This is a genomic window from Nesterenkonia muleiensis, from assembly GCF_003600155.1.
GTDB classification, from domain to species: domain Bacteria; phylum Actinomycetota; class Actinomycetes; order Actinomycetales; family Micrococcaceae; genus Nesterenkonia; species Nesterenkonia muleiensis.
In genome coordinates this window covers 25,504-48,583 of sequence record NZ_QWLD01000022.1, presented here as the reverse complement: position 1 = coordinate 48,583, position 23,080 = coordinate 25,504, and the positions used below count along the sequence as shown (strand labels likewise).

Sequence of the window (23,080 nt, the reverse complement as noted above, 5' to 3'; positions counted from 1 at the left end):
TTATGGAAGAACCCCAAGGGGTCGGCCTGCTGGCGTCTTGATGGCTCGGAAAAGCCGGTGGTCGAGGGTGGCGATCTTGTCAGTGCCGTACCGTTCTGCCAGTACAGCGTTGGAGGCATCAGCAGCTCCTATGGGGAAATCGCTGTATCGCTCAGCGAAATCCGCAATGTCCTGCAGTTCTTTGACACCGATCTCCGCGAGTTCCCATGCCCCACTTGCCAACTGCCGGAGCGCCGCTACTGCATAGTCTGGGCCGAGCCGGCTGCTCAGGAGGTAGTCGACTTCGGCGATCACGTAGGGAGAGACCACCAATGACTCTTCGGTCGACTCCAGAACTGCCGCGACCCGCGCCTGATCCGGCTCATCGGCATCAAAATAGGCGATCAAAGCGCTGGTGTCGACGATCAAGCCTCTCCAAACCCTTCCAGCAATTCGTCAACCCGATGCGCCATGGGATCACGACCTCCACTGGCAAATAGCGCGCCAGCTGGCTTGGGACGCGACGTCCCGATGGTGGAGCGCAGCGACACGCGAATTACCTCCGCCTCAGAGACCCCTCGGCGCGCTGCTTCCTGCTTGACGGCCTCCTTGAGGTCGTCAGGCAAATACAGCGTGGTCTTGTTCATGCCACCTATGGTACTACCGGTGGCATCCTCTGACCCAGTCCTCTCGCCTGTAGGCTGCACGCTCAGCTCGCGGGGAGCCGGAGGGTGATGCCCAGCTGGCGGGAGAGGGTGGCGGCGGCAGCCTTGGCGCGGGCGGTCACGCTGCGGGCCGCAATGCCCGGTTCGGGGAAGATCCTGTTGATCACCAGCTCCCCGTCGCTGCGCCAGAGGTCCACCCGCCCGATGAGCTCGGTGCCGGAGAGCACACCCATCACGTAGTGGCCGTAGATCCGCTTGGCCTTCGGCACATAGGCTTCGAAGGTGTAGTCGAAGCCGAAGATCCTCAAGGCCCGGCGGCGGTCGCGCAGCAGCGGGTCGAACGGTCCAATCAGCCGGGCCTCCTTCACCGGGCCGATGCCATCACCGCCGAGCACGTCGGCCTCCAACAGCTCCGGCAGTACATAGGCCATGTCCCGCCAACCCGGGACCACCACCGGGACAAGTCCTGCCAGCTCGATTCCGTGGGCTGCGTCGTGCTTGCTGAGGTGGTAATGATGAGCGAAATCATTGACGGTCATCACCGCCAGAGACCCCGCTGCGCGCCGCGCCAGATCTGCGCGGAGCTGATCAGGCGGCAGGTGCTCAGCCTCCCGGATCCCAGCCGGCAGCGCCCGCTCAGGCAGGTCGAAGAGCCGCACAATGCCATCACGGGCGGTGATCACCAGCTCGCCGGTGCGCACCATGAACTCCGCAGCCTGCTTGACCTGGGACCAGTTCCACCCGGTGGTCCGGGCCGAACCCAGCGCGGACTCGATGGTGCCGATCTGTACTCCGCGCGGCTGGGCTGCGACCACCTCGCTGATCTGTTCGCGCAGCTTCGGGGTGAAGGTGTCTGCATAGCGCTGCCGAACCTGCTCTCGGAAGGCCCTGCGCCTCAGCTCCATCAGCGGCCAGTCCTGCAGCGGAAAGAGGCAGGCGACTTTGGTGAAGGCTTCAAAGGCGACCGGCGTCTCCCCCGGCCAGAGAGCGGCGTCCACCTGTGCGGCCCGGTGCTTGCGCGGCAGTCGGGTCAGACAGGTCAGCCGCTGGGCAGTCGAGACTCTGGTGAGCGGATCCAGCTGGATGAGTCCGATGCCGCGCAGCACATCAGCGGCATCGCCGTACTCCCCCGGCACCCCAGGTGCCGGAATCTTCTGGGCAGCAACGACGGCGCCCCGAACCCATTCGGGGCTGACAGTGGCATGCTCGGTCATCGCCGCCGTTCCAGGCGGTGGAGAAGACCAGCCCGCACTGCCGGCCATTCGGAGTCCAGGATGGAGAACACCACGGTGTCGCGGAGGGTGCCGTTGTCCATGATCAGGTGGTTGCGCAGCACCCCGTCCTGCTTGGCGCCGAGCCAGGCGATCGCAGCGCGGGACTGGTGGTTGTGCCAGTGGGTGCGGAACTCCACGGCGATGCAGTCCAGCTCCTCGAAGGCCCGCTGGAGCATCAGCAGCTTCATCGCAGGGTTGATCCCGGTCCCCTGCGCGAGCCGGCCGAGCCAGGTAGAGCCGATCTCCAGACGCCGGTGTGTCACCTCGATCTGCATGTAGGTGGTCATGCCCACCGCTGTCCCGGTGGCAGGATCCACCACCGCCCACGGGGCCATCTGCCCCTGCTGCTGGAGGGCCAGACGCCGCTCAATCTCTTCACCCACCTGGTCTGGGGAGGGGACCCGGGTATACCAGCTTCGCCACAGCTCGCCGTCCTTCACCGCCTCGGCCAGCGCATCATGGTGGACGGTGCTCAGCGGCTCCAGCCGGACCAGCGCGTTCTCCAATACCGGTGTGGCGGCGATATCGTGAATCTGCTCAGTCACCAATCCAGCCTATCCCGCCCGGCCTCCGACCACCGCGTTCAGGCGCTCTGGTCCTCATTCTCCAGCACCGTATCCTCCGTATTGGGGAAGAGGAACTTGTAGACCAGACCCGCCACCGCGGCTCCAGCGAGCGGCGCAAGGAAGAACACCCAGACCTGGCCCAACGCCTCGGGAGAGAACCATGCCACGGCCAGTGATCGGGCCGGGTTGACCGAGGTGTTCGAGATCGGGATGGAGACCAGGTGGATCAGGGTCAGCGCCAGGCCGATGGCGATCGGAGCAAAACCTGCCGGTGCCCGGGAGTCGGTGGCACCGAGGATGACGATCAGGAAGAGGAAAGTCAGGACGAACTCCGCCAGCAGCACTGCGCCGAGCGAGAAACCGAAGGGTGAGAGCTCACCGAAACCGTTGAGCGCGAACCCTGATTCGCTGATGCTGTATCCGCCCGCCTGCTGGGTGACCATCACATAGATCAGCAGTGCGGCCAGCGATCCGCCGATGATCTGCGCCAGCCAGTACGGCAGCACCGATTTGGCGTCGATCCGCCCGGCGAGCAATGCACCCAGTGTCACCGCCGGGTTGAAGTGTCCGCCCGAGATATGCCCCACGGCGTAGGCGGCCACCAGCACGGAGAGGCCGAAAGCCAGTGAGACGCCCAGGAAACCGACCCCGGCGTTGAAGTCATCGCTCACCCAGGCGCTGGCGGCGAAGATGGCGGTGCCCGCACCGCCGAGCACCAGGACGAAAGTGCCGATCAGCTCGGCCGACAGTCGTGAATACAGTGGTGCGAGTGTCATATCCAACTCCTAGGCAGAAAGCTCATGTCAGTCTGACATGAATCCTAGACCCTGATGGAGGTTTTGTGCCCCACCTCAGCCGGGTCGCCGGGCAGCCCTCAGCGGACGGCTCACCAGCGCCCCGAGAGCAACTGTGACAGCCCCAACTCCCCAAAGGATAACGACGACGCCCACCGGCACCACATCTGCCATGACCCCGATGACCGGGCCTGCGAGCATCATCGGTGCGGCCTGGGCGATCATCATGACAGCCTGCACCCGTGCCGTGTACTCAGGCGGGGTGGCTGCCACGAGCAAGGGGCCGATATGCGTGCTGAACAGGCCGGCTCCGAGACCGGCGCTGAGCACCGCGGCGATCGCCAGCAGTTCGGAGGGCGCGAAAGCCAGGCCGAGGATCCCACCCCCGGTCAGCACCATTCCGAGGATGGCTGCCGCTCCAGCACGATGTGCGCCGCTGCGCCACATCACCCATACCGCCAGCACCGCCATTCCGGCGCTGAATGCGCCCGCGGCGGTGCCTGCCAAGGCGGCGTGCCATCCACGATCACGGGCCAGCACCGGCACCATGATCGAGGTCAGCGGCAGCACGAACAGCGCGAAGCCAGACGTCATGACGAGCACCGCACGCAGCAACGGCTCAGTAAGGATGACACCGACCCCGTCCCGGATCTGGGCGAGCATCTGCGACCGACAGGCATCGTCCTCTGTGGTCCGGGTGGGAATTCGACGGCGAACACCCAGGAGAATCAGCAGCATCCCGGTGAAGCCGACCGCACCGAGAGCAAAGCTCAACGGGAGTCCGGCCGCGGTCACTGCCACACCGCCCAGCCCCGGACCGATCACCGAGGCGAAGTAGAACACCATCTGCCGGGCTGCCATGGCCCGGGGAAGCCCGGCTCCTGGGACCAGGAATTTGGGCACCGAACCCGCTGCCGGCAGGTAGAACGCGTCGGCAGTTCCCAACACCAGGGCCGCACCGATCAGCAGCATAGGGTGCGGTCCGAAGAAGTACGCGGCGACGGCAGCGGCGGCGGTGAAGCTGACCATCACCACGTCGGAGGCCAGCATGACCCGGATCGGACCGATCCGGTCGGCCACAGCGCCTCCGAAGAGTCCCAGGGTCACCCGCGGAACGGTGACCGCCAGCAGGACGATCCCGGCCAGCGTGGCGCTGTACTCGGTGGCAGTCCACACCATGCCGAAGGACAGCAGATTCGCCCCGATGCTGGTCCAGGCCAGTCCGGCCAGCCAGAGCCAGTAGACGCCGGGTACGGTGCTGGTTCCGCCGACTGGGACACCCCGCTGAGCTCTCAGCCGCGCACAGCGATCGCGGCCATCGGACCTGAAGCTGGTTCCGCCGGCGGTCACCGGCGGCAACCCGGGATGACCGGCAGAATCACCACGAAGGTGCCCAGCTCCTCAGCGCGGCGGATCGCCACCGGATCGGCCGGCCCGTCGACGTCGAAGCGCAGCTGAGCGGTGCCCTGTGTACTGGTGAGTCCGGCCAGCGCGTCCTCCAGGTAGGTGCGGTCCACGTAAATCGCCCCTGGTGAATCCTGCGCCGCAGATTCTGGCCCACAGTGTAAGTCGCCGTCATTACCGCCGAGGCTGCTGCGATGCAGGGCCCACAGCCCGGTGCTGGGGTGTTCGTTGAGCACCTCGATGAGTTCCTCCGCCGTGATCAGCGCTGACTCGCGGACCACAGGGATAGCATGGCTGAGATCTGGGAAAGTGGTCTCCAGCAGCTGCGCACCGAGCACACAGTCACCCGCGGAGTCCACCAGCGTCAGGTGCCGGTCTGCCAGGAGCACCTGAGCCCGGGGGTACGCTTTCCCCAGTTCCAGCAGTTGGTCGGCATCAGCGGTGGCCAGCAGGGCACGCAGCCTTCCGGTGCTCTTGGCCGGTACCTCGGCGAACGCTGCCCGGTGCCGGTCAGTGGCCGAGAGCCGCAGTCCCCGGTTGACGACCACCAGGTGGATCCCGTGGATTGAGGGCAGATCAGGATCATCACCGACGGCATGGCGGACTGTGCGCAGCCCCGCCAGCAGATCGGTGCTGCTGAGCGAAGCCCGGAAGCGTTCCTGCCCAGCTGCCGCCGGAGGAATCTCCACCCCGAGCTCACGGCCCAGCGTGCTCACCTCACTGCGAGCCACGGCGAGGCCCGCCTCCAGGCCGTCGATATGCTCTTCGAGCACCGTGCGGGTAAGATCAGCATCCGCCCTGGTGAGGATGGTGGCGATCTCCGGCAGCGGCAGACCGATCCGACGCAGCCTGGCCAGCAGCTTGGCATCGCTGAGCTGCGAGCGCGCATACCAGCGGTAACCGGAGACGGGATCGACATGCCGCGGTGGGAAGACTCCTTGCCGGTCGTAGAAGCGCAGGGCTGAGATGCTCAGCCCAGAGGCCCGGGCGATCTCCCCGATGGTCAGTAGCTCCTCGTCATCGTCCATGACTGTCATCCAAGCCCCTGAACCAGGGTGAGGGTCAAGAATCAGCCGGCGTCGTCGTCGTTCTCTTCATCATTCGCTTCGGAGAGGTGTCGGTCGGAGAGCAGCATGAAGTCCTTGAGCAGGTCGTTGCCTTGGACCTGTACCGTCCAGCTGGGACGGAGGAAGTCATTCTTGGGCAGACGCAGCTGGATCTCCCACTCTGGCTGCTTGCCGTGTGCATCGGTGACACGTGTAGTGCCGGACTGGAAGTATCCCAAAGACTTCGAGACACCGAGACTCGCCTCGTTCCAGTCGTAGGCACCGGATTCCGCGTACTCGGCGCCGAAGTGGTCGAAGGCCCACATCAGCATGGCCGCCCGCATCTCCTTGCCAAGCCCTCTCCCCTGGTGGTCGCTGCGCATCCAGGACCCGGAGTTCACCGTGCGCAGCACCCGCCACTTCTGGCCCCAGACATCCTGCATGCCGATGAGCTGCCGCTCACCACCATCTTCGTCCTTAGTAAACACCGCGAGCATCAGATACCAGGAGTCCGGGCCGATCGACGCCCGCCTGGACCACAGCCAGGTCAGCGAATTCTTGGCCATCTTCTCCGGCGAGTTCTCATCCCACGGCGAGGCGAAGGAGTTCCGAGCAGTCCTCATGATTCCGGAGGATGCTGCCGCAAGGTAGCCGGGGAAGTCGGTCTCGCGGATCTGGCGCAGGATCAGCCGAGGGGACTCGATCAGCAGCCCGAACGGCGGCCACACCTGATCCAGCGTGTGCGTGGGGTCGTCAGCATTGAGGTGGAACTCGCTCATGGGGCAACTCTATCCCCGCCTCGGAGCGTTCGGCGGCGTGCTCAGCGACCCGAGAGATGGAACCTCAGCGAGAAGTTGTCCAGCAGAACAGGCAGGTTGTCCGGCTCGAGGCTGTGGCTGAGCAGGTCAATGCTGCGCTGCCCCACGATCTGGGCGATGAAGGTGGAAGTCAGAAGCAGCACCAGGTGGCGGCCCGGACAGATTCCGGGGCCTGCGCTGAACGGCACCAGCGGCCACTCTTCACGGGTGCGCTGGTGATCCCACACCTCCGGGGCGAAGCGGTGGGCAAAGTCCAGGTTGGCATCATCGCGGTGGAAGAACGGCGCAAAGATCAGCACACTGGTCCCCGCCGGCATGACCCCGTGGTCGAACTCCACCTCACGGGTGGTCTCCCGCAGGATCATCGGGGTGGTGGCCCACAGCCGCAGCGACTCCAGCACTGTGGCGCGCAGCAGCGGAAGCGGCGGCGCCTCGGCGAGCTGCTGATCCGCTATCTGATAGCGGACAGCATCCAGCCGGTCCTGGTGGGACGCCAGCAGCGCAAGCGCCCGGTAGCCGGCCATTCCCGCAGGGTCGAAGGCGAAGAGCCACTGCGGGATTTGCTGGATGTTCTCCTCCCGGGACCCGTCGATCTCGCCCTTGGACTCCATCTGCTTCATCAGCGCTGCCAGACTGCCGGGTTCGGCCCCGTCCACAGCCTGCTCGATCCGGGTCAGGATCGCTGCGCGGGCGCTGGTGTCCACCGGGCGGAAGAACGCCCAGTTCCCCCGGGCTCGCTGGGTTTCCATCAGCTCCACCAGTTCCGTGTCCTCCCGGTAGGAGTCTCCCAGCACCACACGGTTGACCAGTGCGAACCACGCACCGAAATACATGTCATAGTCCATCCTGCCCCCGGCAGCATCGACCCGCTCGAGCAGCTCGGCGGCCTCCTGACGCACTGCGGGCATGAACTGCTCAGCCATCCGGTGGATGTGGTGACTGTGGTCCAGCAGCTGCTCATTGGTCTCGCGCCGGCGCGCCCGGTCGGAGCCGTGAGAGGTCAGCGCCACCTTCGGCTCGAAGTGCTTCAACGCGTGCCGCTTAAGCGTCTCCGCGGTGGCAAAAGGCTCTGGGGATCCCTCGAGGACCCGGTGCACATGCTCCGGGTCAAGCACCACCGCCATGTTCCTGCCGGGCACCGCCAGCAGCAGCGGTCCCTGGCCATACTTCTTCGCCATGTCCTGCATCCGGGTGACCGCTCGGGCCTCAAGCCCCATTCTCTCCACCACAGCCACTACCCTGGGCCGCCGGATAATGGGGCCTTTGGCGACAGTGGGCAGCTGGACATCAGCCAGGATCTTCGCGGTCTCCGCGATACTTGCCTGTGGCAGCGGGTTCTGCACGGCGGATGGCCCGTTCGAATAGACGGATTCGACTGCGCGGTGGCTGCCGGTGTTCGGATGTGTCATGAGAGGTGCAACTCTTCCTGAATTTCAGATTGTGTCCACACGGTGTCTCCAGCTCATCACACCGACCTTGGTACTGGCTGGCACACGACGACACCGACTCCCGTGATGTATGACACAGGTCACAATCTGCCCATATACTGATGAGCAGCATAATTCAGCAGTGGCGCAGACCGCCTGTGCTCGCCGAGTGGCCAGCGTCACTGACACTCTCGATTCGCAGGAGCCACCATGGACGCACCGAATTCACTGGTGCTGGCCATCATCGGGGTCGCGATGATGCTGGCCGGCTACTTCCTCTACTCGAAATTCCTCGCCAAGAAGGTCTACAAGCTCAACGCTGAGTTCAAGACACCCTCCCATGAGTTCAGCGACGGGGTTGACTTCGTACCGACCAATAAGTACATCCTCTGGGGCCACCACTTCACCTCTGTGGCCGGTGCGGCGCCGATCGTGGGGCCCGCCGTCGCGGTGATTTGGGGATGGTTCCCTGCCTTTCTGTGGGTCACCCTCGGCACAGTATTCCTGGCCGGCATGCATGACCTGGGAGCAATGTGGGCCTCGGTCCGCAATAAGGGACAGTCGATCGGAACCCTCTCCGGCCGCTACATCGGCGCCCGGGGGCGGAACCTGTTCCTGGTGGTCATCTTCCTGCTGCTGCTCATGGTCGTCGCCGCCTTCGCCGTAGTGATCTCTGGGCTTCTTGTCGACCAGCCCGGAGCAGTCATCCCCACCTGGGGTGCCCTAGTGGTCGCACTGTTAGTGGGCCAGGCCATCTATCGGCTCAAGTGGAACCTGCTGGCGGTCACCGTGGCCGGAGTCATCGCCCTCTACGCACTGATCCTGCTCGGTGACCGCTATCCGGTTGAACTGCCCGAAAGCATCCTCGGCATGTCACCGCAGGGCTTCTGGATCATCACGCTCTTCGTCTACGCGGCCATCGCCTCGGTTCTGCCGGTGTGGGTGCTGCTGCAGCCGCGGGACTACATCAACGGCATCCAGCTGTTCATCGGCCTGGGCATTCTCTACGGCTCAGTCATGCTGGCGACTCCTACCTTGGTCGCTCCAGCCTGGAACGACAACGTCCCCGCCGACACGCCGTCGATCGTTCCACTGCTGTTCGTGACCATCGCCTGCGGCGCGATCTCCGGATTCCACGGCACAGTCTCCTCCGGCACCAGCTCCAAACAGCTGGCCCGCGAGACTGATGCCCGCTTCGTCGGCTACTTCGGAGCCGTGGGTGAGGGCCTGCTGGCCCTGGGGGCGATCATCGCCTGCGCGGCAGGGTTCCGCACACTGGCGGACTGGGAGGCTGTCTACGACTCCTTCTCCTCCGGCGGCGTCGGGGTCTTCGTGCAGGGCGGCGGCGCCATTGTGAACAACGGCCTGGGTATCCCGGAGAGCCTCTCCGCGACCATCCTGGCCACGATGGCCGTCCTCTTCGCCGCCACCACCATGGACACCGGGGTCCGGCTCAAGCGGTACGTGGTCCAGGAGATCGGACAGCTGGCCGGGTTCCGCCTCGGAACGGTCTCCGCCACGCTGATCACGGTGGTCATCGCTCTGGCGCTGACCTTCTCCCAGGGCGGAGACGGCTCCGGCGGCATGCTGATCTGGCCGCTGTTCGGCACCACCAACCAGCTGCTGGCCGCACTGACGCTGTCCATTGTCACCATCATGCTCATCCGCAAGGGCCGGCCGTACCTGCCGGTGCTGCTGCCAGCGGCATTCGTGATGATCATGGCCGGTTCAGCGGCGGTGGTGCAGCTGGGCGGGTTCTACCGCGACGGCGAGTGGCTGCTGCTGGCCATCGACGTGGTGATCATCATCGCCGCAGTCTGGGTCATGGTCGAGTCGATCATCGCCATGGGACAGGCGTTCAAGGAGAAGAAGGAGCCCGAGGACGACGAACTTCTCACCGAAGATCAGAAGTTCCCCCTGGACACCACGTGACCCGCTGCCCCAGGCGCCCCGGCTCGCTCCACATGCATGCCGGGGCGCTGCCGCCGTAGCCTGGAGACCATGTCACGGGAGCTCATGTCATTGTTCAACCAGCTCAGCCGCGGACTGCGTGAGTTCTACGTAGCCCCCTATCGGCGCGTCTTCGCCCGAGCCCAGCGCGACGAGGAGGACCTGTTCATGATGCTGGTGCTCTCCGAGGCGCTCGGCGTGCCCAACCCCGCCTCCGGCGCCACCCTGGAGCTGCTGCCGGAGATGCTGGACCGGATGCACCACTGGCACCTCCGCCAGGGTCTCGATCACTCCCCCATCGACGGGCTGTCATGCTGTTAGACCTCGCCGCAGACCGGCGAGTGCTGTTCATCGGCGGCAAGGGCGGGGTGGGGAAAACCTCCGTCTCCTCGGCAGTCGGCCTGCACCAAGCGCGGGCGGGGCGCCGGGTGCTGGTGGTCTCCACCGATCCTGCGCACAATCTCGGCCACCTGTGGGGACGCAGCGTGGGGGATGAGCCGGTCCTGCTGGCCGATGACCAGGGCTCAGGCGTGCTCGCCGGGGTGGAGATCGACCCTTCTGCCACCGTCGAACGGCATCTGAAACAGGTCGGGGCCACTCTGCGCGACTTCATGCCCGAGCACCTGCACAAGCAGGTGGACTCCCATCTGGAGCTGGCCCGCCAGTCCCCGGGGACCCATGAGTCAGCGATTCTGGAACGGATCGCCGAGGTGGTGGATCTGGCTGAACGGGACTACGACCTGATCATCTTCGACACCGCCCCCTCCGGTCATACCGCCCGGCTGCTGGCACTGCCGGAGATCATGTCGGCATGGACCGAAGGGCTGCTGAACCGGCGCACCAAGGCCGAGAGGTTCGGTGCGGCCGTCCGCGCCCTGGACAACGACGACGACCCCGCCTCCTCCCGCGGAGCCAACCGAGACCGGCGGATCCGTCAGGTGCTCACCCAAAGGCGCACCGCGTTCGAGAGGCTGCGCAGCCTCATCACCGATGCCTCGGCCTGCAGCTTTGTCATTGTGGCGACCGCCGAGCGGGTGCCTGTCTTGGAGTCCGCAGAACTGTTCCACGAACTCGACCGGCTGGGAGTCGAGGTGGGCGGCGTCGTCGTCAACCATCTCTCCCCTGAGGACCAGGGCGCGTTCCTGGCTTCCCGGCGCAGGCGGGAGGAGACTCATCTGGCCACGCTGGAGAAGCTGCTTCCCCGGGTGCCTGTGCTGACCCTGCCGATGCTGCCCGGGGATCTGGTGGGCGAGGAGGCCGTTGCGGGGCTATCCGACCACTTACGGTGATCCCGGCGGTTGTCCGCCCGCGCTGACCTCGCTCCAGCAGGACAGTTCATACTCCCGTTGTCTCTGCATACCGCTGTGGAGGCATGAATCACCAACAGGAGTATGAAGAGCTCCACGCAGGGTCGAAAGACCCCCAGAACCTGGTGCCCACTGCCGGATTCGGGTCAATCCTCCAGGATGGAGGACAGCACCGGGACCAGGCCGTCCTCCTCGACCGTGCCGGTGATCTCATCGGCGGCGTCCTTGACCTCTTGGACAGCCTGCCCCATGGCCACCCCGCGGTGGGCCCAGCCGAGCATCTCGATATCGTTGCGGCCATCTCCGCAGGCCACCGTGACCTCCAGCGGGGCACCGATCCGCTGACGCAGCTCCTCCAGGGAAGACCCTTTGGTCACCCCTTCGGCGGCGATGTCGATCCAGGCCGACCATCCGACCGAATAGCTCACGCCCTGCAGGCCGATCTCCTTGACTGCCCGGGAGAACTCCATGGAGGTGGCTTCGCTGGAGTTGACCACCAGGCGCACCGCCTCGGCGCGCTTCATCTCCTTGATGCTCACCGGCTGGGGCACCAGCCCGAAAGACATGTCGTCAAAGCGTTCGGTGGCCAGAAAGTGCCCGGCAGATGTCTCCACCGCATACCTGGCGGTAGAGAGCCGCTCACCCAGGGCATCGAGCGCGGGCCCCGGGTCGAAGACCTCCTGGCTGAGCACCTCATAGCCGTCCTCCAGCCCTCCCTGCTCAGGCGGGCGGGCATCGATGCGCAGGGTCACTCCCCCGTTGGAGCAGACCGCGTAACCATGGGTGATGCCCAGGGCTTCGACGATCGGAAGGGTCGCCGGCACTGAGCGCCCGGTGGCGATGACCACCGTATGGCCGTCGGCGACGACTGCGCGGCCGGCCTGCTTGACCGCAAGCGACATATGGCCGTCGTGGTTGACCACGGTGCCGTCGACGTCCAGACAGACCATGGCTGTGCCCGGTTCGTAGACGAAATGTCCTCCCCCTCCTGCTGCTGGAACGGCGAAATCCGCGCGCCGGTGGGTCTGTGTACTGTCCAGTGGTGTATTCATAGGGTGAACAGTGTACGACGACGCGCTGCCGGCGCGTATGGGCAGAACCGCCGCGGTTAGCTAGTGTTGATCCAGAATTCACGTGAGGAGGCTCTACGTTGAGCACATCAAGACCGTCCGTCACCATCGTTGCTGGCGGATACGCTGCCCGGATCAGCCTGCGCGGGGGCCAGCTGCTGAGCCTGACCAGCCAGGACCCCGTCACCGGCAGCGCGCAGAACCTGATCGTCCCCGCTGAGCAGACCGCAGGGGCCTTCGCCGGCGCTGTGCTGGCCCCCTGGCCCAACCGGGTGGTCAAAGCCAGCTATGTGTACGACGAGTCCACCTATCAGCTGCCGGTGAATGAGGAGGCCACAGGGGCGGCACTGCATGGGCTGCTCCATGACGTTGACCTGGCTGTTCAGTATCAGCGGGAGTCCGAGGTGCACCTGGCGGGAGTCATCGAGCCCAGCGAAGGGTACCCGTTCCGCCTGGAGGCGGTGCTGGTCTACCGGGTGGCCGGGCAGCTGGGGCTGACCACCACGCTGAGCACTCGGTACGCTCCCCAGGACGATGAGGAGGGCGCCGAGACTGCCCCCTTCGGCGCCGGGTTCCACCCTTATCTCACCGCTGGGGACGCCCCGCTGAGAACCTGCCGGCTGCGCCTGCCCGCCACCACTGTGGCCAAGACCAAGGCCAACGGAAAGGTGGTGGGATCACACGCCGTCTCCGGGGATCTGGATCTGACCGACGGACCGCTGCTGGCCGGGCTGAATATCGACCACGCCTACACCAACCTCCCGGAGGGCGGCTGGAGCGCGGAGCTGATGCACGGCCCCAGCGGCTTCATGGTCCGGATGATCGCTGACACTCCGTGGGCACAGGTGTACACCGGCCAGGCGATTGGCGGCGCCGGAGTGGCAGTGGAACCGATGACCTGCCCGCCCAACGCGTTCAACTCCGGCAGGGACCTGATCACCCTGGAACCGGGCACCTGGCATCGGGTGGGGTATTCGCTGGAGGCCTTTCGGCTGTAACGTCCTGCCGGCCCTCAGACTCAGCTGACCGGCCATCCCCGGCTCTCCTCTCATCTGCCGGGACACTGGAGATCACCTGGGTTCGCACGAAGGGGCCGCACGCTCGCTACACTGGGGCTCAGTTCGTTGTATGTCAGGCAAAGGGAGGCCAGGTGCACCGGGGAGGCTCACAGATCGCTCGGCGCACCCACCAGTTCCTGAGCCGAAAAATCGCCTCCGGGGAATGGCCCGTGAACTCACGGATTCCCACTGAGGCAACGCTCATGGAGACTCTGGGGGTCGGCAAGTCCACGGTCCGTGAGGCTGTCCGCTCGCTGGCACACCAGGGGATGCTGGAAACGATGCCCGGGATCGGCACCTTCGTGCGATCCCGCAGCCCCGTGAACTCTGTGCTGGCCGACTATGTCAGCTACTTCAACGTCGAAGAGGTGCTGGGCTACCGGCGCGCCCTGGAGATTGAAGCCGCACAGCTGGCGGCGGTCGGCCGCACAGACCAACAGCTGGCGGCGCTGCGCGCAGCCTGTGATGCCGAAGGAACGGCGGCTGCTGATTCCCTGCCCCACGTGGAGCGCGGCCAGACCCCCGGTGAGTTCCATGTGCTGATCTTCGAGGCCGCCGGCAACGAACTGATGACCGGCCTCTACGCAGGCGTGATCGCCGCCCTGCGTCAGATCAAGAGCTCAGGACGGATTGTGCACGGTGCCTCACCGGAGCTGCGCCATCAGGACCATCTGGCTGTCCTGCGTGCCATCGAGCAGCAGGACGTCCCCGGGGCGGCCCACGCCGCCGCTTTTCATGTGGACCGTGACCTGGTGCCCGAGGATCCCGGACTGCGCGGAGAGCTCGCTGAGCTGCGCAGCCTCAACGGGGAGCGAGCAGAGCAGTGATCCCCTCAATGAGGCCCCCGCGCCAGCAGGCAAAGTCGTGCCCTCCGTTGAACTCGGCGTACTCCACCTGCGCGCCTGTGCTGCCCAGCGCATCCGCCAGCTCCCGCACCTGGTCCGCCATGGCCCATTCCTGACGGCCGACCTCCAGTCGAATGCGCCCGGAAGTCTGCTGCAGATGCGCTGCCAAGGCGCCGTCGGGGTCGGTCCAGACCGACGGCGACTGAGCCAGGACCGCCCCGATGCTCTCCGGGTGCTGGGCCAGGGCCCACAGTGCGCTGATACCTCCGAGACTGTGCCCGGTCACCACAGTGGAGGCCGGCTCGTAGCCGGCCTCCAGCGTCCGTTGGGCCCAGGGCAGGATGGACTCCGGCAGATCCCGGGCTGCACCATCATGATGGCCCAGGTACTGCCAGCGCTCGGACCTGGCGCCGGAGCTGATGAACACCGCCCATAGATCGGGGAGTTCGCCTGCCTGGCGGGCACTGTCCAGACTGAGCTGGAAGCGGTGATGGGTTAACCAGGTTTCGCCGTCGAGCAGCAGTACCAGCGGGGCCGCAGCTCCTGGCCGCCCCACCGGATGTGCCCAGACTCTCCGGTGCCCCGACGCAGTGGCGACACTGTGCTCTGCGGCGATCACCGCGCTCTGCGGCAGGCTAGGGTGCCGGAGTTCGATGCGGTGTGGCTGCGGAGGGGCATCGGGGAGTTCGACCACAGAGAACGGTGTTCCTCCCGAGTTCAGACAGGTCAGCTGGTTTCGGGGATCGCACCGGCCGGAGTCCAGGAGGGTGCGGAGGGTGCGCTGGTCCGTCTCGGTCCGCCACGGGGGTTCCCCGCAGCCGGTGTGCTCCAGGAAGGCGTAGCTGGCCCGCCAGTCGGTGTCCATGCGGTAGCTGAGTGCCCACAGCCCGTCACCGAAGTACTCCATCTCGCTGCGGGTGATGTCTCTTTCATCGGTGAGCCGGTTGACGAACAGGAGGACAGTCTTGGCGCGGCGGGATTCGTAGAGGAAGGTGACAGTGGCGGTCCCGGCCCCGGCGTCGTCGTGGTTCTCGCTGATCAGCGGCCAGGGCTGGGTGCGGTGGTTCTTCGGCAGCGCCGGTACTGGTACCCGGGGGGCAGGCTCAGGCCGGGGCAGCTTGGGTGGGCGGCGCAGGGTGTTCCTCGCCCCGGGGCGGTGGAGGGTCATCAGCTTCCCTTCGCCGCAGTGTCAGGGTTTTGGGGGATGACCAGCGGGGTGCCGGTCTCCGGATCCTCGATGATCCGGCAGGAGAGGTCGAAGACCTTCTCGATCAGCTCCGCGGAGATCACCTCCCGGGGGGGGCCTTGGGCAACGATGCCCCCGCTGCGCATCACGATCACATGGTCGGCGTAGCGGAAGGCGAGGTTCAGGTCGTGGAGGACAGCCACTACGGTGGTTCCCTCCCGCTGCAGACGCCGGCAGAGATTGAGCACCTCCACCTGGTGGGAGATGTCGAGGAAGGTGGTCGGCTCATCCAGCAGCAGCAACGGGGTCATCTGGGCCAGCGCCATCGCGATCCACACCCGCTGCCGCTGGCCTCCGGAGAGTTCGGTGAGCAGCCGGTCGCGCAGCTGCTCAACACGCGCCCTGCGCAACGCGGTGTCGACCGCGTCGGCGTCCTCCTGGCTCCACTGGCGGAACAGACCCTGATGCGGATACCGCCCGCGGGCCACGAGATCCTCCACCAGAATCCCGTCCGGGACGTGAGGCGCCTGGGGAAGCATGCCCAGCCGGCGGGCGACCTCCTTGGGCGTGTACTGGGACAGCGGCGAGCCATCCAGCAGCACCTCCCCTGACTGGATCCGCAGCACCCGGGCCAGTGCTTTCACCAAGGTCGATTTCCCGCAGGCGTTGGGGCCCACGATCACGCTGAACGTGTTGTTGGGAATCTCCACCGCGATACCGTCCAGGACCTTCCGCGAGTCATATCCCACGCTCAGTCTCCGAGCGGCGAGTCGGGCCTGGTGAGTCGGCATCTCCGCAGCTGTCACAGTCGGCTCCTTTCCATAGCAAGCAGCCAGATCAGATAGATGCCGCCCAGAGTGCCGGAGACCACTCCCACGGCGAGCTGGGTGGGGGCGAAGAGCCGCTGGGCCAGAATGTCGCTGCCGAGCACCAGACAGGCACCCATCAGGGCCGCAGGCAGCAGACCGGCACCTGATGACCGGGTGAGGCGGCGGGCCAGCTGCGGGGCGGCCAGCGCGATGAACGCGATGGGGCCGCAGGCGGCAGTGGCCACCGCGACAAGCGCGACGCCGCAGACCACCAGGACCAGCCGCTGGCGCTCTGGCCGGATGCCTAGCGCCGCCGCCGAAGCGTCCCCCAGGGTCATAGCGGTGAGAGTGCGTCCGCGCACCAGCGCCATCGGAAGCAGCAGGACAAGCGCGGCTGAGACGAGCCCGACCTGCGACCACGTGGTGGCATTGAGCGAGCCGGCCAGCCATTGCGCGGCGGTCTGGGCAGCGACCAGGGAGGCCCGGGCCACCAGCAGTGTGTTCAGAGCCCCGAGCATCAGACCGATGCCGATGCCCACCAGCACCAGCCGCAGACCGCTGACCCCGCCGCGGTGGGCCAGCAGATACACCACCAGAGCAGTGGCGAAACCGCCGAGCAGAGCTCCTCCGGCGGCCCCTGCGGGCCCGGCGTCGAAGACAATGATCTGCAGCACCGCTCCGGTCGCCGAGCCGGTGGTGAATCCGATGATGTCAGGACTGCCCAACGGGTTCCCGGACAGTGACTGGAAGACCTGGCCGGACACGCCCAGCGCCGCGCCGACCAGAACTGCCAGCAGAACCCGCGGCAGCCGCTGCTCCCGGACAAAGAACCCCGCCAGGGGGTCGGTGTGATCGCCGAAGAGATAGCCGATCACCTGCCTGACCGTCAGCGGATAGTCACCCAGCAGCAGACCCGCGGTGCCCAACCCGGCACAGACCGCCAGCATCACCGCGCAGACGCTCAGGGTGCGGCGTTCGACCTTCAGCGATCGGCCCGAGGCGCGGAGCACCACATGGCGCCGGCTACGGCCTTGGCCAGGATGTGAAACGGTCCCAACGGGAGTGGCCTTCGAGGAGGCGCTCACAGTGCCTCAATCCTGCGACGGCGCACGATCGTGATAAACAGCGGGGCTCCCACCAGAGCGGTGATGATCCCGGCCTGCACCTCCTGGGGTGCGATCACCACCCGACCGGCCACGTCAGCGGCCAGCAGCATGGCCGGGCCCAGGAGCAGACACAGCGGCACGGACCAGCGCTGATCTGGGCCCACAGCGGCCCGGGCGAGGAAGGGGACCCCGAGTCCGACGAAGGCGATGGGGCCGACCGCGGCGGTGCCTGCTCCGCAGAGCAGCGTCACCGCAAGAAACGTCAGCGCCCGGGTGCGCCGGACCCTCACCCCGAGAGCCGCCCCGGTCTGCTCGCCGAGGGCCAGGGCGTTGAGCGCCGGGGCCAGCAGCAGTGCCAGCAACAGTCCCGCCGCCACGAACGGCGCCGCGGCGCCGGTGATCTCCAGGCCCCGGCCCTCCAGCGATCCGGCTGTCCAGAAGCGAAACTCGTTGAATGCCTCCTGGTTGGTGAGAATGATGGTCTGCACCAGGGCCGTCAGGGCAGCGGTGATCGCCACACCGGCCAGGGCCAACCGGGCCGGTGTGGCCGTGCGGCGGCGGCCACTGCCCAGCAGGTAGACCCCGACCGCGGCGGCCGCGGCGCCGAGGAAGGCGAACCACATGTAGAACATGATCGAGGCGATCCCGGTCACCGCCACCGCGATCACCACCGCCAGCGAGGCCCCGGCGTTGATACCCAGAATTCCTGGGTCGGCCAGCGGATTCCGGGTCAGGGACTGCATCAGCGACCCCGCCACCGCAAGTGCGGCGCCGACGACCACGGCGATCAGCGTCCGCGGCACCCGCAGCTGGGTGACCACGGCTGCCTCTGCCGTCTCCTCAGGCCGCAGCAGGAACCCCCAGACATCGAGGACCGCTATGCTGCGCGAACCGATGGAGATGCTCAGCGCGCAGAGCAGCAGGGTGAGGCTCAGCGCGGCCGCAAGCCACGCCACCCGAACTGCGGTGGTCATGCTTCAGCACGGCGGCGCTGCACCATCGTCGCCACGATAAGCCCTCCTGCGCCGAGCAGAACTGTGAGTACCAGAACGCCGATCCAGGGAAAACCGCCGGTACCGGCGGAAGGAGCTGCGGCAAGGGCATCAGCGTCCTCGGTGTCCTGGCTCTGGTCGAGAAACTCGCGGGCCTCTTGCGCTGCCTGTGCCGCTGCGCCACTGTCCGTTTCGTCCTGATCGGTGTCAACGTCGTCGTTCTCGTGGCTTGACCAGTCCACCTCCAGAGCCTCCCCGGCAAGCGCACCCTCGCCCTGCTCCTGGTCGAGGACACCGTCCTGGACCTGACCCGCTTCCGCGGATCCGCCGTCGGGCTGCTGCATGTCCGGTGAGATGTTGACGGTGTTCCCGGAGGCACCGTTCAGCTGGCCCCCGCCCTGTCCGCCGGGGGTGGTGCTGATCGTGTTTCCGCCACCGGAGGATGAGCTGCCGCCTCCACCGCCGCTGCTGCTGGAACCGCCCCCGGAGGATGAGCCGTTGCCGGACCCTCCGTTCGAGGAGGATCCTCCTGAACCCTGCGAGCCGGAGGCGACGGTGAAGTTCTGTCCGCGCAACGTGTACCCCTGGGTGCCGATGACAGAGCCGCCGCTGTCCCGCATCTCCTCCGAGGCCAGAAAGCGCAGCCAGTGCTGGCCCGGGCTGATGTCATGGGGCAGCACGATGGAGCCGCTGACAGTGCCGGATGCGGGGATCGCCTGCTGATGGTAGACACAAGCCCCGTGCACTGCGGCCTGGGAGCAGTTCAGACCGTCGTCGATCTTGATGTAAAGGGTCTCTCCGCCGGGAAAGCCGCTCACCCGGAAGTTCAGCGTGTCGCCGGGTCGCAGGCCGCTGGTGGGGCTGGTGGTGGAGGAGGTTCCCGGGGTGTCCGGACCCGCACCGTCCGGCGGGATGGACTGTGCCGGTGCGGTGGCGATCAGGCAGGCCAGAACGAGTGCGGCCAGACCTGCCAGGGTTCTGCTGATTGCTGCGATCATGACACGTCTCCTTTATGCCGTCTGTATTCGTCGGCCGGTGAGGAACATCGCCAGGGCAACGCCGAAGAGAGCCCCGGCGCCCAGTGAGATCAGCACCCAGTCGCTATGGCCCAGAAGCCCTCCCGATGACACTGCTGGGGCCTGCTGCTGTTGCCCGGGCTGATCGTCGGTCTCTGGTGGTGACAGCACAGAGCCGGCGGTCTGTTCAGTGCCGGTCTCCTGGTGCTCCTCGTGGATGAGCTCCGCCCAACCGATCAGCTCCCCCTCACGGTCCTGCACGGAGAAGCGGAACTCCCCCGGCGGCATTCCGGTCACATCGATGCGGACCTGGTGCTCGTCGTCGACCTCGATCCAGCCCAGCGGCTGAGCGCCTGGGAAGAGGTGGAGGAAGAGCCAGTCGCCAGAGTCTGCCCCGGGGAACTGGAGAACAAGCTCCTGGTCCTCCAGCCACACGGTGAGCTCTCCGGCGGTCTCCTCGGTGAGGTCTTCCTCGTGGGGCGGCGCCGGGTCCGCTGTAGGGGCACCCGGCTGCTGCTCGAGCTCCGGCGCCCACTGCTCCTGGACCCATTCTCCAGGTGCCTGGTGCCATGAGGTCTGCTGCGCGAGTGGCTGCCCAAGATTCTGCAGCGGGCTCTGCACGATTCCGTAGTGCTGGGTTTCTCCGTAGCCGGTCCCCGGCTGCCGGCCGGGGGATGAGTCTGTTGTGCTGCGCACCTGATTCCGTGGCTGCGATGAGCCGGTGCTGGACTCATCGCTGCGTGTAGGCGCCCCGTCTCCGCTCGGTGCTGAGTCCGGTGGTCCCTGGACCGAGGATCCATGGATCCACTTCCAGCCCAGCAGCAGTCCCGCCTCACCCTGGTTCCCGGAAAGCACTGCGAGCTTAGTCGGCTCCTCAGGAAGCGGCATCACGGTCTCGGCCAGTGGTGCCCGCACCCGCTGGTCCTCCACCTGGAACCAAGTCCCGCCCCACCAGGTGCGCGGCGAACCGTCCTCGGCGAAGCCCATCAGGTAGATCCAGTCTCCGTCCTGGGCACCGGGAATGGTCACGTCGATGTAACGGGCGGACTGGGTGATGCTGACCGGCCCCTGGGCGTCCTCGGTGAGGTCCTGGCCGTACTCAGGCGGCTCCGGCGGGCCCAGCGGCTGGTACTGACCTATGACGAACTCTTCGGAGAGGACCGTCCGGGGCGCATCGCCGGGCTTGAGCGAGCCGGTGAGCAGCCGCAGGGTGTGGGCGCCTTCGGGGAGAGCAGGGTCGGAGGTGGCGGCGGTGCCGTCGGGCAGGTCGATACGGGCGGTCCAGTCCCCGGTGGCGGGGTCGGCGTCGTTGACGATGTACCAGATAGTCCGGTTCTGGTGCAGAGAGTCATCGAGCCGGCTGTAGGCACCCTCGTCGATCTTGATGGCCAGCACGGAGGCTCCGCGATCGTCCTCCGGGTGGCACCAGCCGCGCCCGTGGACGATGAGCTCCTCCCCGAAGCCAGCGGCAGGATTCTCGATCTCCACTGTCGGCTGGCCTGCCGAGGGCACGCAGGTGACCTCCGCCTCCAGCCCGGTCTCATCGGCAAAGGGGACTCCGCCGACCACCAGCGGCTCAGAGGTCACGGCCCGGGTGACGTCACCGGGCTGAAACAGTCCGGACTGGAACAGGACGCTCAGGTACTGACCGGCGCTGAGCACCTCCGGAGCCGGGAGCTCGATGTCGAAGGACCCGTCGTCGTCGATCTCGAAGACGTACTGGTGGTCCTCTGGATTCTGCGGGGCCAGCAGCGCCCAGATGGTGTCATCACCTCCGGCGGAGGGGTGGACGACGACGTCGTTGCCGTCGCGGGTGTACTGTGCGGTCTGTGAGGAGTTGAGCTTGATGGCGATGGTGGAGCCACTGGTGCGCTCCTGGTTCGTCCATCCCTGCCCGCGGATCCGCAGCGTCTCACCCTCGGCCAGACCCACGTCCCGTTCGATGTGGGCAACGGCGCCGGAGCCGTGGGTGACGGTGACATGCGGCCACTCCGGGGCTCCGGGCTGGGGGGTCTCACCGGGTTCAGGAGTCTGAGCCGGATCGCTGGGCTCGGGGCTCTCATCTGGATCGGGGCCTTCGCCCGGCTGCTGGCCGTCGCCGCCGCTGATCGTGAACTCCAGGGGCATACTCCGGATCTGGTCCCCGGTCCGGTAGCTGCCGGTGAGCACACGGATCTCATGGCTGCTGCCGGGAGTCCACGCCGGGGTGCCGGCTCCGGCGGTGGAGTTCTCCGCAGTGGGGAACGGGATGGTGGCCTCCCAACTGCCGTCGGCCGCTGCCTCCACCACCGCGTGCAGCCGCTTGTCGCCGTCGCTCTCAACAGTGACCGGGTTGAGGACATCGCGTGTGGTGTAGACGGTGTCCGGATCCCCGGAGAACCTCGCGTCGAGCAGCACGGTCATCACCGAGGGCTCCCCGTCGGAGGTGAGGAAGCCGGTTCCGGAGATCTGAATCGCCTCGCCGTACTCCACCTCCTCGGGTCCGGTCAGGACCGCATCGCTGCCCAGGGCGTCGGCGATCTGCTGTGCGTGGACCGGTCCGGCTGCGACCGCTGACGCCGAGATCAGCAGCAGTGTGGTGACCAGCAGCGTCAGCAGGCGCTGCAGCCTCGACGTCCTGTGCGGGACCGGTGCGTTGGCTGTCATCTGAGGAGTTCCTCCCGGACGTCTTCAATAATGCGGGTCATCAGCAGCGGGCCACCGGTGGAAGTCCATGCCGAGCCGTCCACCGGGATGATATTGCCCTCCTGATAGGCCTTGAGCTGGCTGAAGCCGGGGGTCTCGACAGCGGTCTGAAGAGCCGACTCGGCCTCCTCAACATCAGCGGACCCCCCTGCCTGCGGGTTGTCCACGCTGGAGCCGCCGAGGGTTCCGAAGAACATGTAGTCAGCGTCGATCTCCTCTAGGTTCTCCAGGGAGACCGGGTTGGAGTGTCCGCGGCCGCGCATGTCCTGACTGGGCGGCCGCGCCAGTCCGAGGTCCTCAAGGGCTGCTCCAGGCGGAAGTTCCTGAAGGATGGTGGCAGCCCCGCCGCCCTGCCAGCGGACAATGCTGAACGTCTTGTCTCCGTACTCCGGTTCAAGCTCTGCGGCGATCGCTGCGGCGCGCTCGTCGTAGTCAGCGATGATCTCTTCTGCTTGGTCTTCCTTCCCCAGAGCCTCGGCGGTCAGGCCGAAGTTGAGTCTCCAGTCGCCTCCGGCATATCCGGTGTAGACGACCGGGGCGATCTCCCGCAGTGCGGCGATCACATCCGGGTTGTTGTTGACCGAGGTGCCGTCCACCAGGATCAGGTCCGGCCCTGCGGCGCCGATAGCCTCGAAGTTGGGCTGGGCCACACTGCCGAGGACCGGGAGGTCACCGGCCACGTCCTGAAGATATGCCGGCACTGTGGCCTGGCCGCGTCCGGTGACCGTCCCGATCGGCTCCAGCCCCAACGCCAGCACTCCGTCCAGGGTCGGCTCACTGAGCGTCACCACACGGCGCGGAGCCTCCGGGACCTCGACCTCTGTGCCTTCGACATCGACGACGACGCGGGTGCCGCCGACGGAATCAGGCTCCGCACCGCCAGCCGCGAGCTCCGCGCTGCCGCCGCATGCCGACAGCGCAAGGACCGACGCTGCTGCCATGGCAGCGGTCAGTCGTGTCAGGCGTCGGCTGATGCCCAAGGTGACCCCCGATCATACGTCAATGAGAACAAAAAGCGCCTAAAGGAAACTACTAAGTAGAGCCTAATAGTCATCTGATGGCATATTCATGACTGATGTTACG

At 66.5% G+C, this 23,080-nt stretch carries 22 protein-coding genes; 5 read left to right on the top strand and 17 right to left on the bottom strand.

Going from position 1 to position 23,080, the window contains the following annotated elements:
* The 9 genes from DVO78_RS07320 to DVO78_RS07280 all read right to left on the bottom strand — a co-directional run bounded on the left by DVO78_RS07320 (position 1) and on the right by DVO78_RS07280 (position 7,955).
* Positions 1 to 408 carry a PIN domain-containing protein gene (locus tag DVO78_RS07320; protein ID WP_120004163.1) on the bottom strand — a complete coding sequence of 136 codons (408 nt, stop codon included), beginning with the start codon at positions 406 to 408 and terminating at the stop codon, positions 1 to 3.
* Complete coding sequence (locus DVO78_RS07315; RefSeq protein ID WP_120004162.1) at positions 405 to 626, bottom strand: ribbon-helix-helix domain-containing protein; 222 nt, start codon at positions 624 to 626, stop codon at positions 405 to 407. Before DVO78_RS07315 ends, DVO78_RS07320 begins: the two co-directional genes overlap by 4 nt.
* Before the next feature lie 62 nt (positions 627 to 688).
* Positions 689 to 1,858: a DNA glycosylase AlkZ-like family protein gene (locus DVO78_RS07310; protein WP_157983911.1), complete on the bottom strand. Its 1,170-nt coding sequence runs from the start codon at positions 1,856 to 1,858 to the stop codon at positions 689 to 691.
* Positions 1,855 to 2,463 (bottom strand): GNAT family N-acetyltransferase, encoded by a 609-nt coding sequence (locus tag DVO78_RS07305; protein WP_238385188.1) that lies wholly within the window; start codon positions 2,461 to 2,463, stop codon positions 1,855 to 1,857. The genes DVO78_RS07310 and DVO78_RS07305 overlap by 4 nt, the downstream gene beginning before the upstream one ends.
* 38 nt (positions 2,464 to 2,501) lie before the next feature.
* On the bottom strand, positions 2,502 to 3,260 hold the full coding sequence (gene aqpZ, locus DVO78_RS07300) for an aquaporin Z (protein ID WP_120004160.1): 759 nt from the start codon (positions 3,258 to 3,260) through the stop codon (positions 2,502 to 2,504).
* 75 nt (positions 3,261 to 3,335) lie between these two features.
* Complete coding sequence (locus DVO78_RS07295; RefSeq protein WP_157983910.1) at positions 3,336 to 4,628, bottom strand: MFS transporter; 1,293 nt, start codon at positions 4,626 to 4,628, stop codon at positions 3,336 to 3,338.
* Complete coding sequence (locus DVO78_RS07290) at positions 4,625 to 5,719, bottom strand: MerR family transcriptional regulator (RefSeq protein ID WP_120004158.1); 1,095 nt, start codon at positions 5,717 to 5,719, stop codon at positions 4,625 to 4,627. The genes DVO78_RS07295 and DVO78_RS07290 overlap by 4 nt, the downstream gene beginning before the upstream one ends.
* Positions 5,720 to 5,751: 32 nt before the next feature.
* Positions 5,752 to 6,507, bottom strand: coding sequence for a GNAT family N-acetyltransferase (locus tag DVO78_RS07285; RefSeq protein WP_120004157.1), 756 nt, complete (start codon positions 6,505 to 6,507; stop codon positions 5,752 to 5,754).
* A 41-nt stretch (positions 6,508 to 6,548) separates the two neighbouring features.
* The gene (locus tag DVO78_RS07280) at positions 6,549 to 7,955 is read right to left on the bottom strand and encodes a cytochrome P450 (protein WP_120004156.1); all 1,407 of its coding nucleotides are present in this window, start codon (positions 7,953 to 7,955) and stop codon (positions 6,549 to 6,551) included.
* A gap of 228 nt (positions 7,956 to 8,183) precedes the next feature.
* Here DVO78_RS07280 and DVO78_RS07275 point away from each other — a divergent pair, with 228 nt between their 5' ends.
* The 3 genes from DVO78_RS07275 to DVO78_RS07265 all read left to right on the top strand — a co-directional run bounded on the left by DVO78_RS07275 (position 8,184) and on the right by DVO78_RS07265 (position 11,212).
* Entirely contained in the window at positions 8,184 to 9,905 is a 1,722-nt protein-coding gene (locus tag DVO78_RS07275; RefSeq protein ID WP_120004155.1) for a carbon starvation CstA family protein, read from the top strand.
* Positions 9,906 to 9,974: 69 nt separating this feature from the next.
* Positions 9,975 to 10,244 (top strand): cory-CC-star protein, encoded by a 270-nt coding sequence (locus DVO78_RS07270; RefSeq protein WP_120004154.1) that lies wholly within the window; start codon positions 9,975 to 9,977, stop codon positions 10,242 to 10,244.
* A complete protein-coding gene (locus DVO78_RS07265) occupies positions 10,235 to 11,212 on the top strand; it encodes an ArsA family ATPase (RefSeq protein ID WP_120004153.1) in 978 nt (325 codons plus the stop codon). The genes DVO78_RS07270 and DVO78_RS07265 overlap by 10 nt, the downstream gene beginning before the upstream one ends.
* Positions 11,213 to 11,376: 164 nt before the next feature.
* Here DVO78_RS07265 and DVO78_RS07260 read toward each other — a convergent pair whose 3' ends face one another.
* Complete coding sequence (locus DVO78_RS07260) at positions 11,377 to 12,180, bottom strand: HAD family hydrolase (protein WP_238385191.1); 804 nt, start codon at positions 12,178 to 12,180, stop codon at positions 11,377 to 11,379.
* 200 nt (positions 12,181 to 12,380) lie between these two features.
* On the opposite strand from DVO78_RS07260, the gene DVO78_RS07255 reads away from it, so the two are divergent.
* Together DVO78_RS07255 and DVO78_RS07250 are read left to right on the top strand one after the other, a co-directional pair.
* The gene (locus tag DVO78_RS07255) at positions 12,381 to 13,298 is read left to right on the top strand and encodes an aldose epimerase family protein (protein ID WP_120004151.1); all 918 of its coding nucleotides are present in this window, start codon (positions 12,381 to 12,383) and stop codon (positions 13,296 to 13,298) included.
* Between the two features lie 152 nt (positions 13,299 to 13,450).
* Positions 13,451 to 14,185, top strand: coding sequence for a FadR/GntR family transcriptional regulator (locus DVO78_RS07250; RefSeq protein WP_162301573.1), 735 nt, complete (start codon positions 13,451 to 13,453; stop codon positions 14,183 to 14,185).
* Here the strand turns inward: DVO78_RS07250 and DVO78_RS07245 are convergent.
* Genes DVO78_RS07245 through DVO78_RS07215 form a run of 7 tightly spaced genes read right to left on the bottom strand, consistent with a single transcriptional unit; the run spans position 14,160 to position 22,938 of the window.
* A complete protein-coding gene (locus DVO78_RS07245) occupies positions 14,160 to 15,371 on the bottom strand; it encodes an alpha/beta hydrolase-fold protein (protein WP_120004149.1) in 1,212 nt (403 codons plus the stop codon). The two genes, DVO78_RS07250 and DVO78_RS07245, sit on opposite strands and share 26 nt — an antisense overlap.
* Positions 15,371 to 16,180 (bottom strand): ABC transporter ATP-binding protein, encoded by an 810-nt coding sequence (locus DVO78_RS07240; RefSeq protein ID WP_120004187.1) that lies wholly within the window; start codon positions 16,178 to 16,180, stop codon positions 15,371 to 15,373. The genes DVO78_RS07245 and DVO78_RS07240 overlap by 1 nt, the downstream gene beginning before the upstream one ends.
* Before the next feature lie 11 nt (positions 16,181 to 16,191).
* The gene (locus DVO78_RS07235) at positions 16,192 to 17,283 is read right to left on the bottom strand and encodes a FecCD family ABC transporter permease (protein ID WP_238385187.1); all 1,092 of its coding nucleotides are present in this window, start codon (positions 17,281 to 17,283) and stop codon (positions 16,192 to 16,194) included.
* On the bottom strand, positions 17,280 to 18,278 hold the full coding sequence (locus DVO78_RS07230; protein WP_120004148.1) for a FecCD family ABC transporter permease: 999 nt from the start codon (positions 18,276 to 18,278) through the stop codon (positions 17,280 to 17,282). Before DVO78_RS07230 ends, DVO78_RS07235 begins: the two co-directional genes overlap by 4 nt.
* On the bottom strand, positions 18,275 to 19,294 hold the full coding sequence (locus DVO78_RS07225) for a hypothetical protein (protein ID WP_120004147.1): 1,020 nt from the start codon (positions 19,292 to 19,294) through the stop codon (positions 18,275 to 18,277). The genes DVO78_RS07230 and DVO78_RS07225 overlap by 4 nt, the downstream gene beginning before the upstream one ends.
* A 12-nt stretch (positions 19,295 to 19,306) precedes the next feature.
* On the bottom strand, positions 19,307 to 21,958 hold the full coding sequence (locus DVO78_RS07220; RefSeq protein ID WP_120004146.1) for a hypothetical protein: 2,652 nt from the start codon (positions 21,956 to 21,958) through the stop codon (positions 19,307 to 19,309).
* Complete coding sequence (locus tag DVO78_RS07215) at positions 21,955 to 22,938, bottom strand: ABC transporter substrate-binding protein (protein ID WP_202912124.1); 984 nt, start codon at positions 22,936 to 22,938, stop codon at positions 21,955 to 21,957. The genes DVO78_RS07220 and DVO78_RS07215 overlap by 4 nt, the downstream gene beginning before the upstream one ends.
* Positions 22,939 to 23,080 lie beyond the last annotated feature (142 nt).

Coding starts and splice junctions, on each gene's coding strand:
- aqpZ (WP_120004160.1), bottom strand. CDS start 3,260: ATGACACTCGCACCACTGTATTCACGACTGTCGGCCGAGCTGATCGGC.
- DVO78_RS07225 (WP_120004147.1), bottom strand. CDS start 19,294: ATGATCGCAGCAATCAGCAGAACCCTGGCAGGTCTGGCCGCACTCGTT.
- DVO78_RS07315 (WP_120004162.1), bottom strand. CDS start 626: ATGAACAAGACCACGCTGTATTTGCCTGACGACCTCAAGGAGGCCGTC.
- DVO78_RS07240 (WP_120004187.1), bottom strand. CDS start 16,180: ATGCCGACTCACCAGGCCCGACTCGCCGCTCGGAGACTGAGCGTGGGA.
- DVO78_RS07275 (WP_120004155.1), top strand. CDS start 8,184: ATGGACGCACCGAATTCACTGGTGCTGGCCATCATCGGGGTCGCGATG.
- DVO78_RS07230 (WP_120004148.1), bottom strand. CDS start 18,278: ATGACCACCGCAGTTCGGGTGGCGTGGCTTGCGGCCGCGCTGAGCCTC.
- DVO78_RS07280 (WP_120004156.1), bottom strand. CDS start 7,955: ATGACACATCCGAACACCGGCAGCCACCGCGCAGTCGAATCCGTCTAT.
- DVO78_RS07215 (WP_202912124.1), bottom strand. CDS start 22,938: ATGGCAGCAGCGTCGGTCCTTGCGCTGTCGGCATGCGGCGGCAGCGCG.
- DVO78_RS07265 (WP_120004153.1), top strand. CDS start 10,235: ATGCTGTTAGACCTCGCCGCAGACCGGCGAGTGCTGTTCATCGGCGGC.
- DVO78_RS07285 (WP_120004157.1), bottom strand. CDS start 6,507: ATGAGCGAGTTCCACCTCAATGCTGACGACCCCACGCACACGCTGGAT.
- DVO78_RS07290 (WP_120004158.1), bottom strand. CDS start 5,719: ATGACAGTCATGGACGATGACGAGGAGCTACTGACCATCGGGGAGATC.
- DVO78_RS07310 (WP_157983911.1), bottom strand. CDS start 1,858: ATGACCGAGCATGCCACTGTCAGCCCCGAATGGGTTCGGGGCGCCGTC.
- DVO78_RS07260 (WP_238385191.1), bottom strand. CDS start 12,180: ATGGTCTGTCTGGACGTCGACGGCACCGTGGTCAACCACGACGGCCAT.
- DVO78_RS07270 (WP_120004154.1), top strand. CDS start 9,975: ATGTCACGGGAGCTCATGTCATTGTTCAACCAGCTCAGCCGCGGACTG.
- DVO78_RS07220 (WP_120004146.1), bottom strand. CDS start 21,958: ATGACAGCCAACGCACCGGTCCCGCACAGGACGTCGAGGCTGCAGCGC.
- DVO78_RS07245 (WP_120004149.1), bottom strand. CDS start 15,371: ATGACCCTCCACCGCCCCGGGGCGAGGAACACCCTGCGCCGCCCACCC.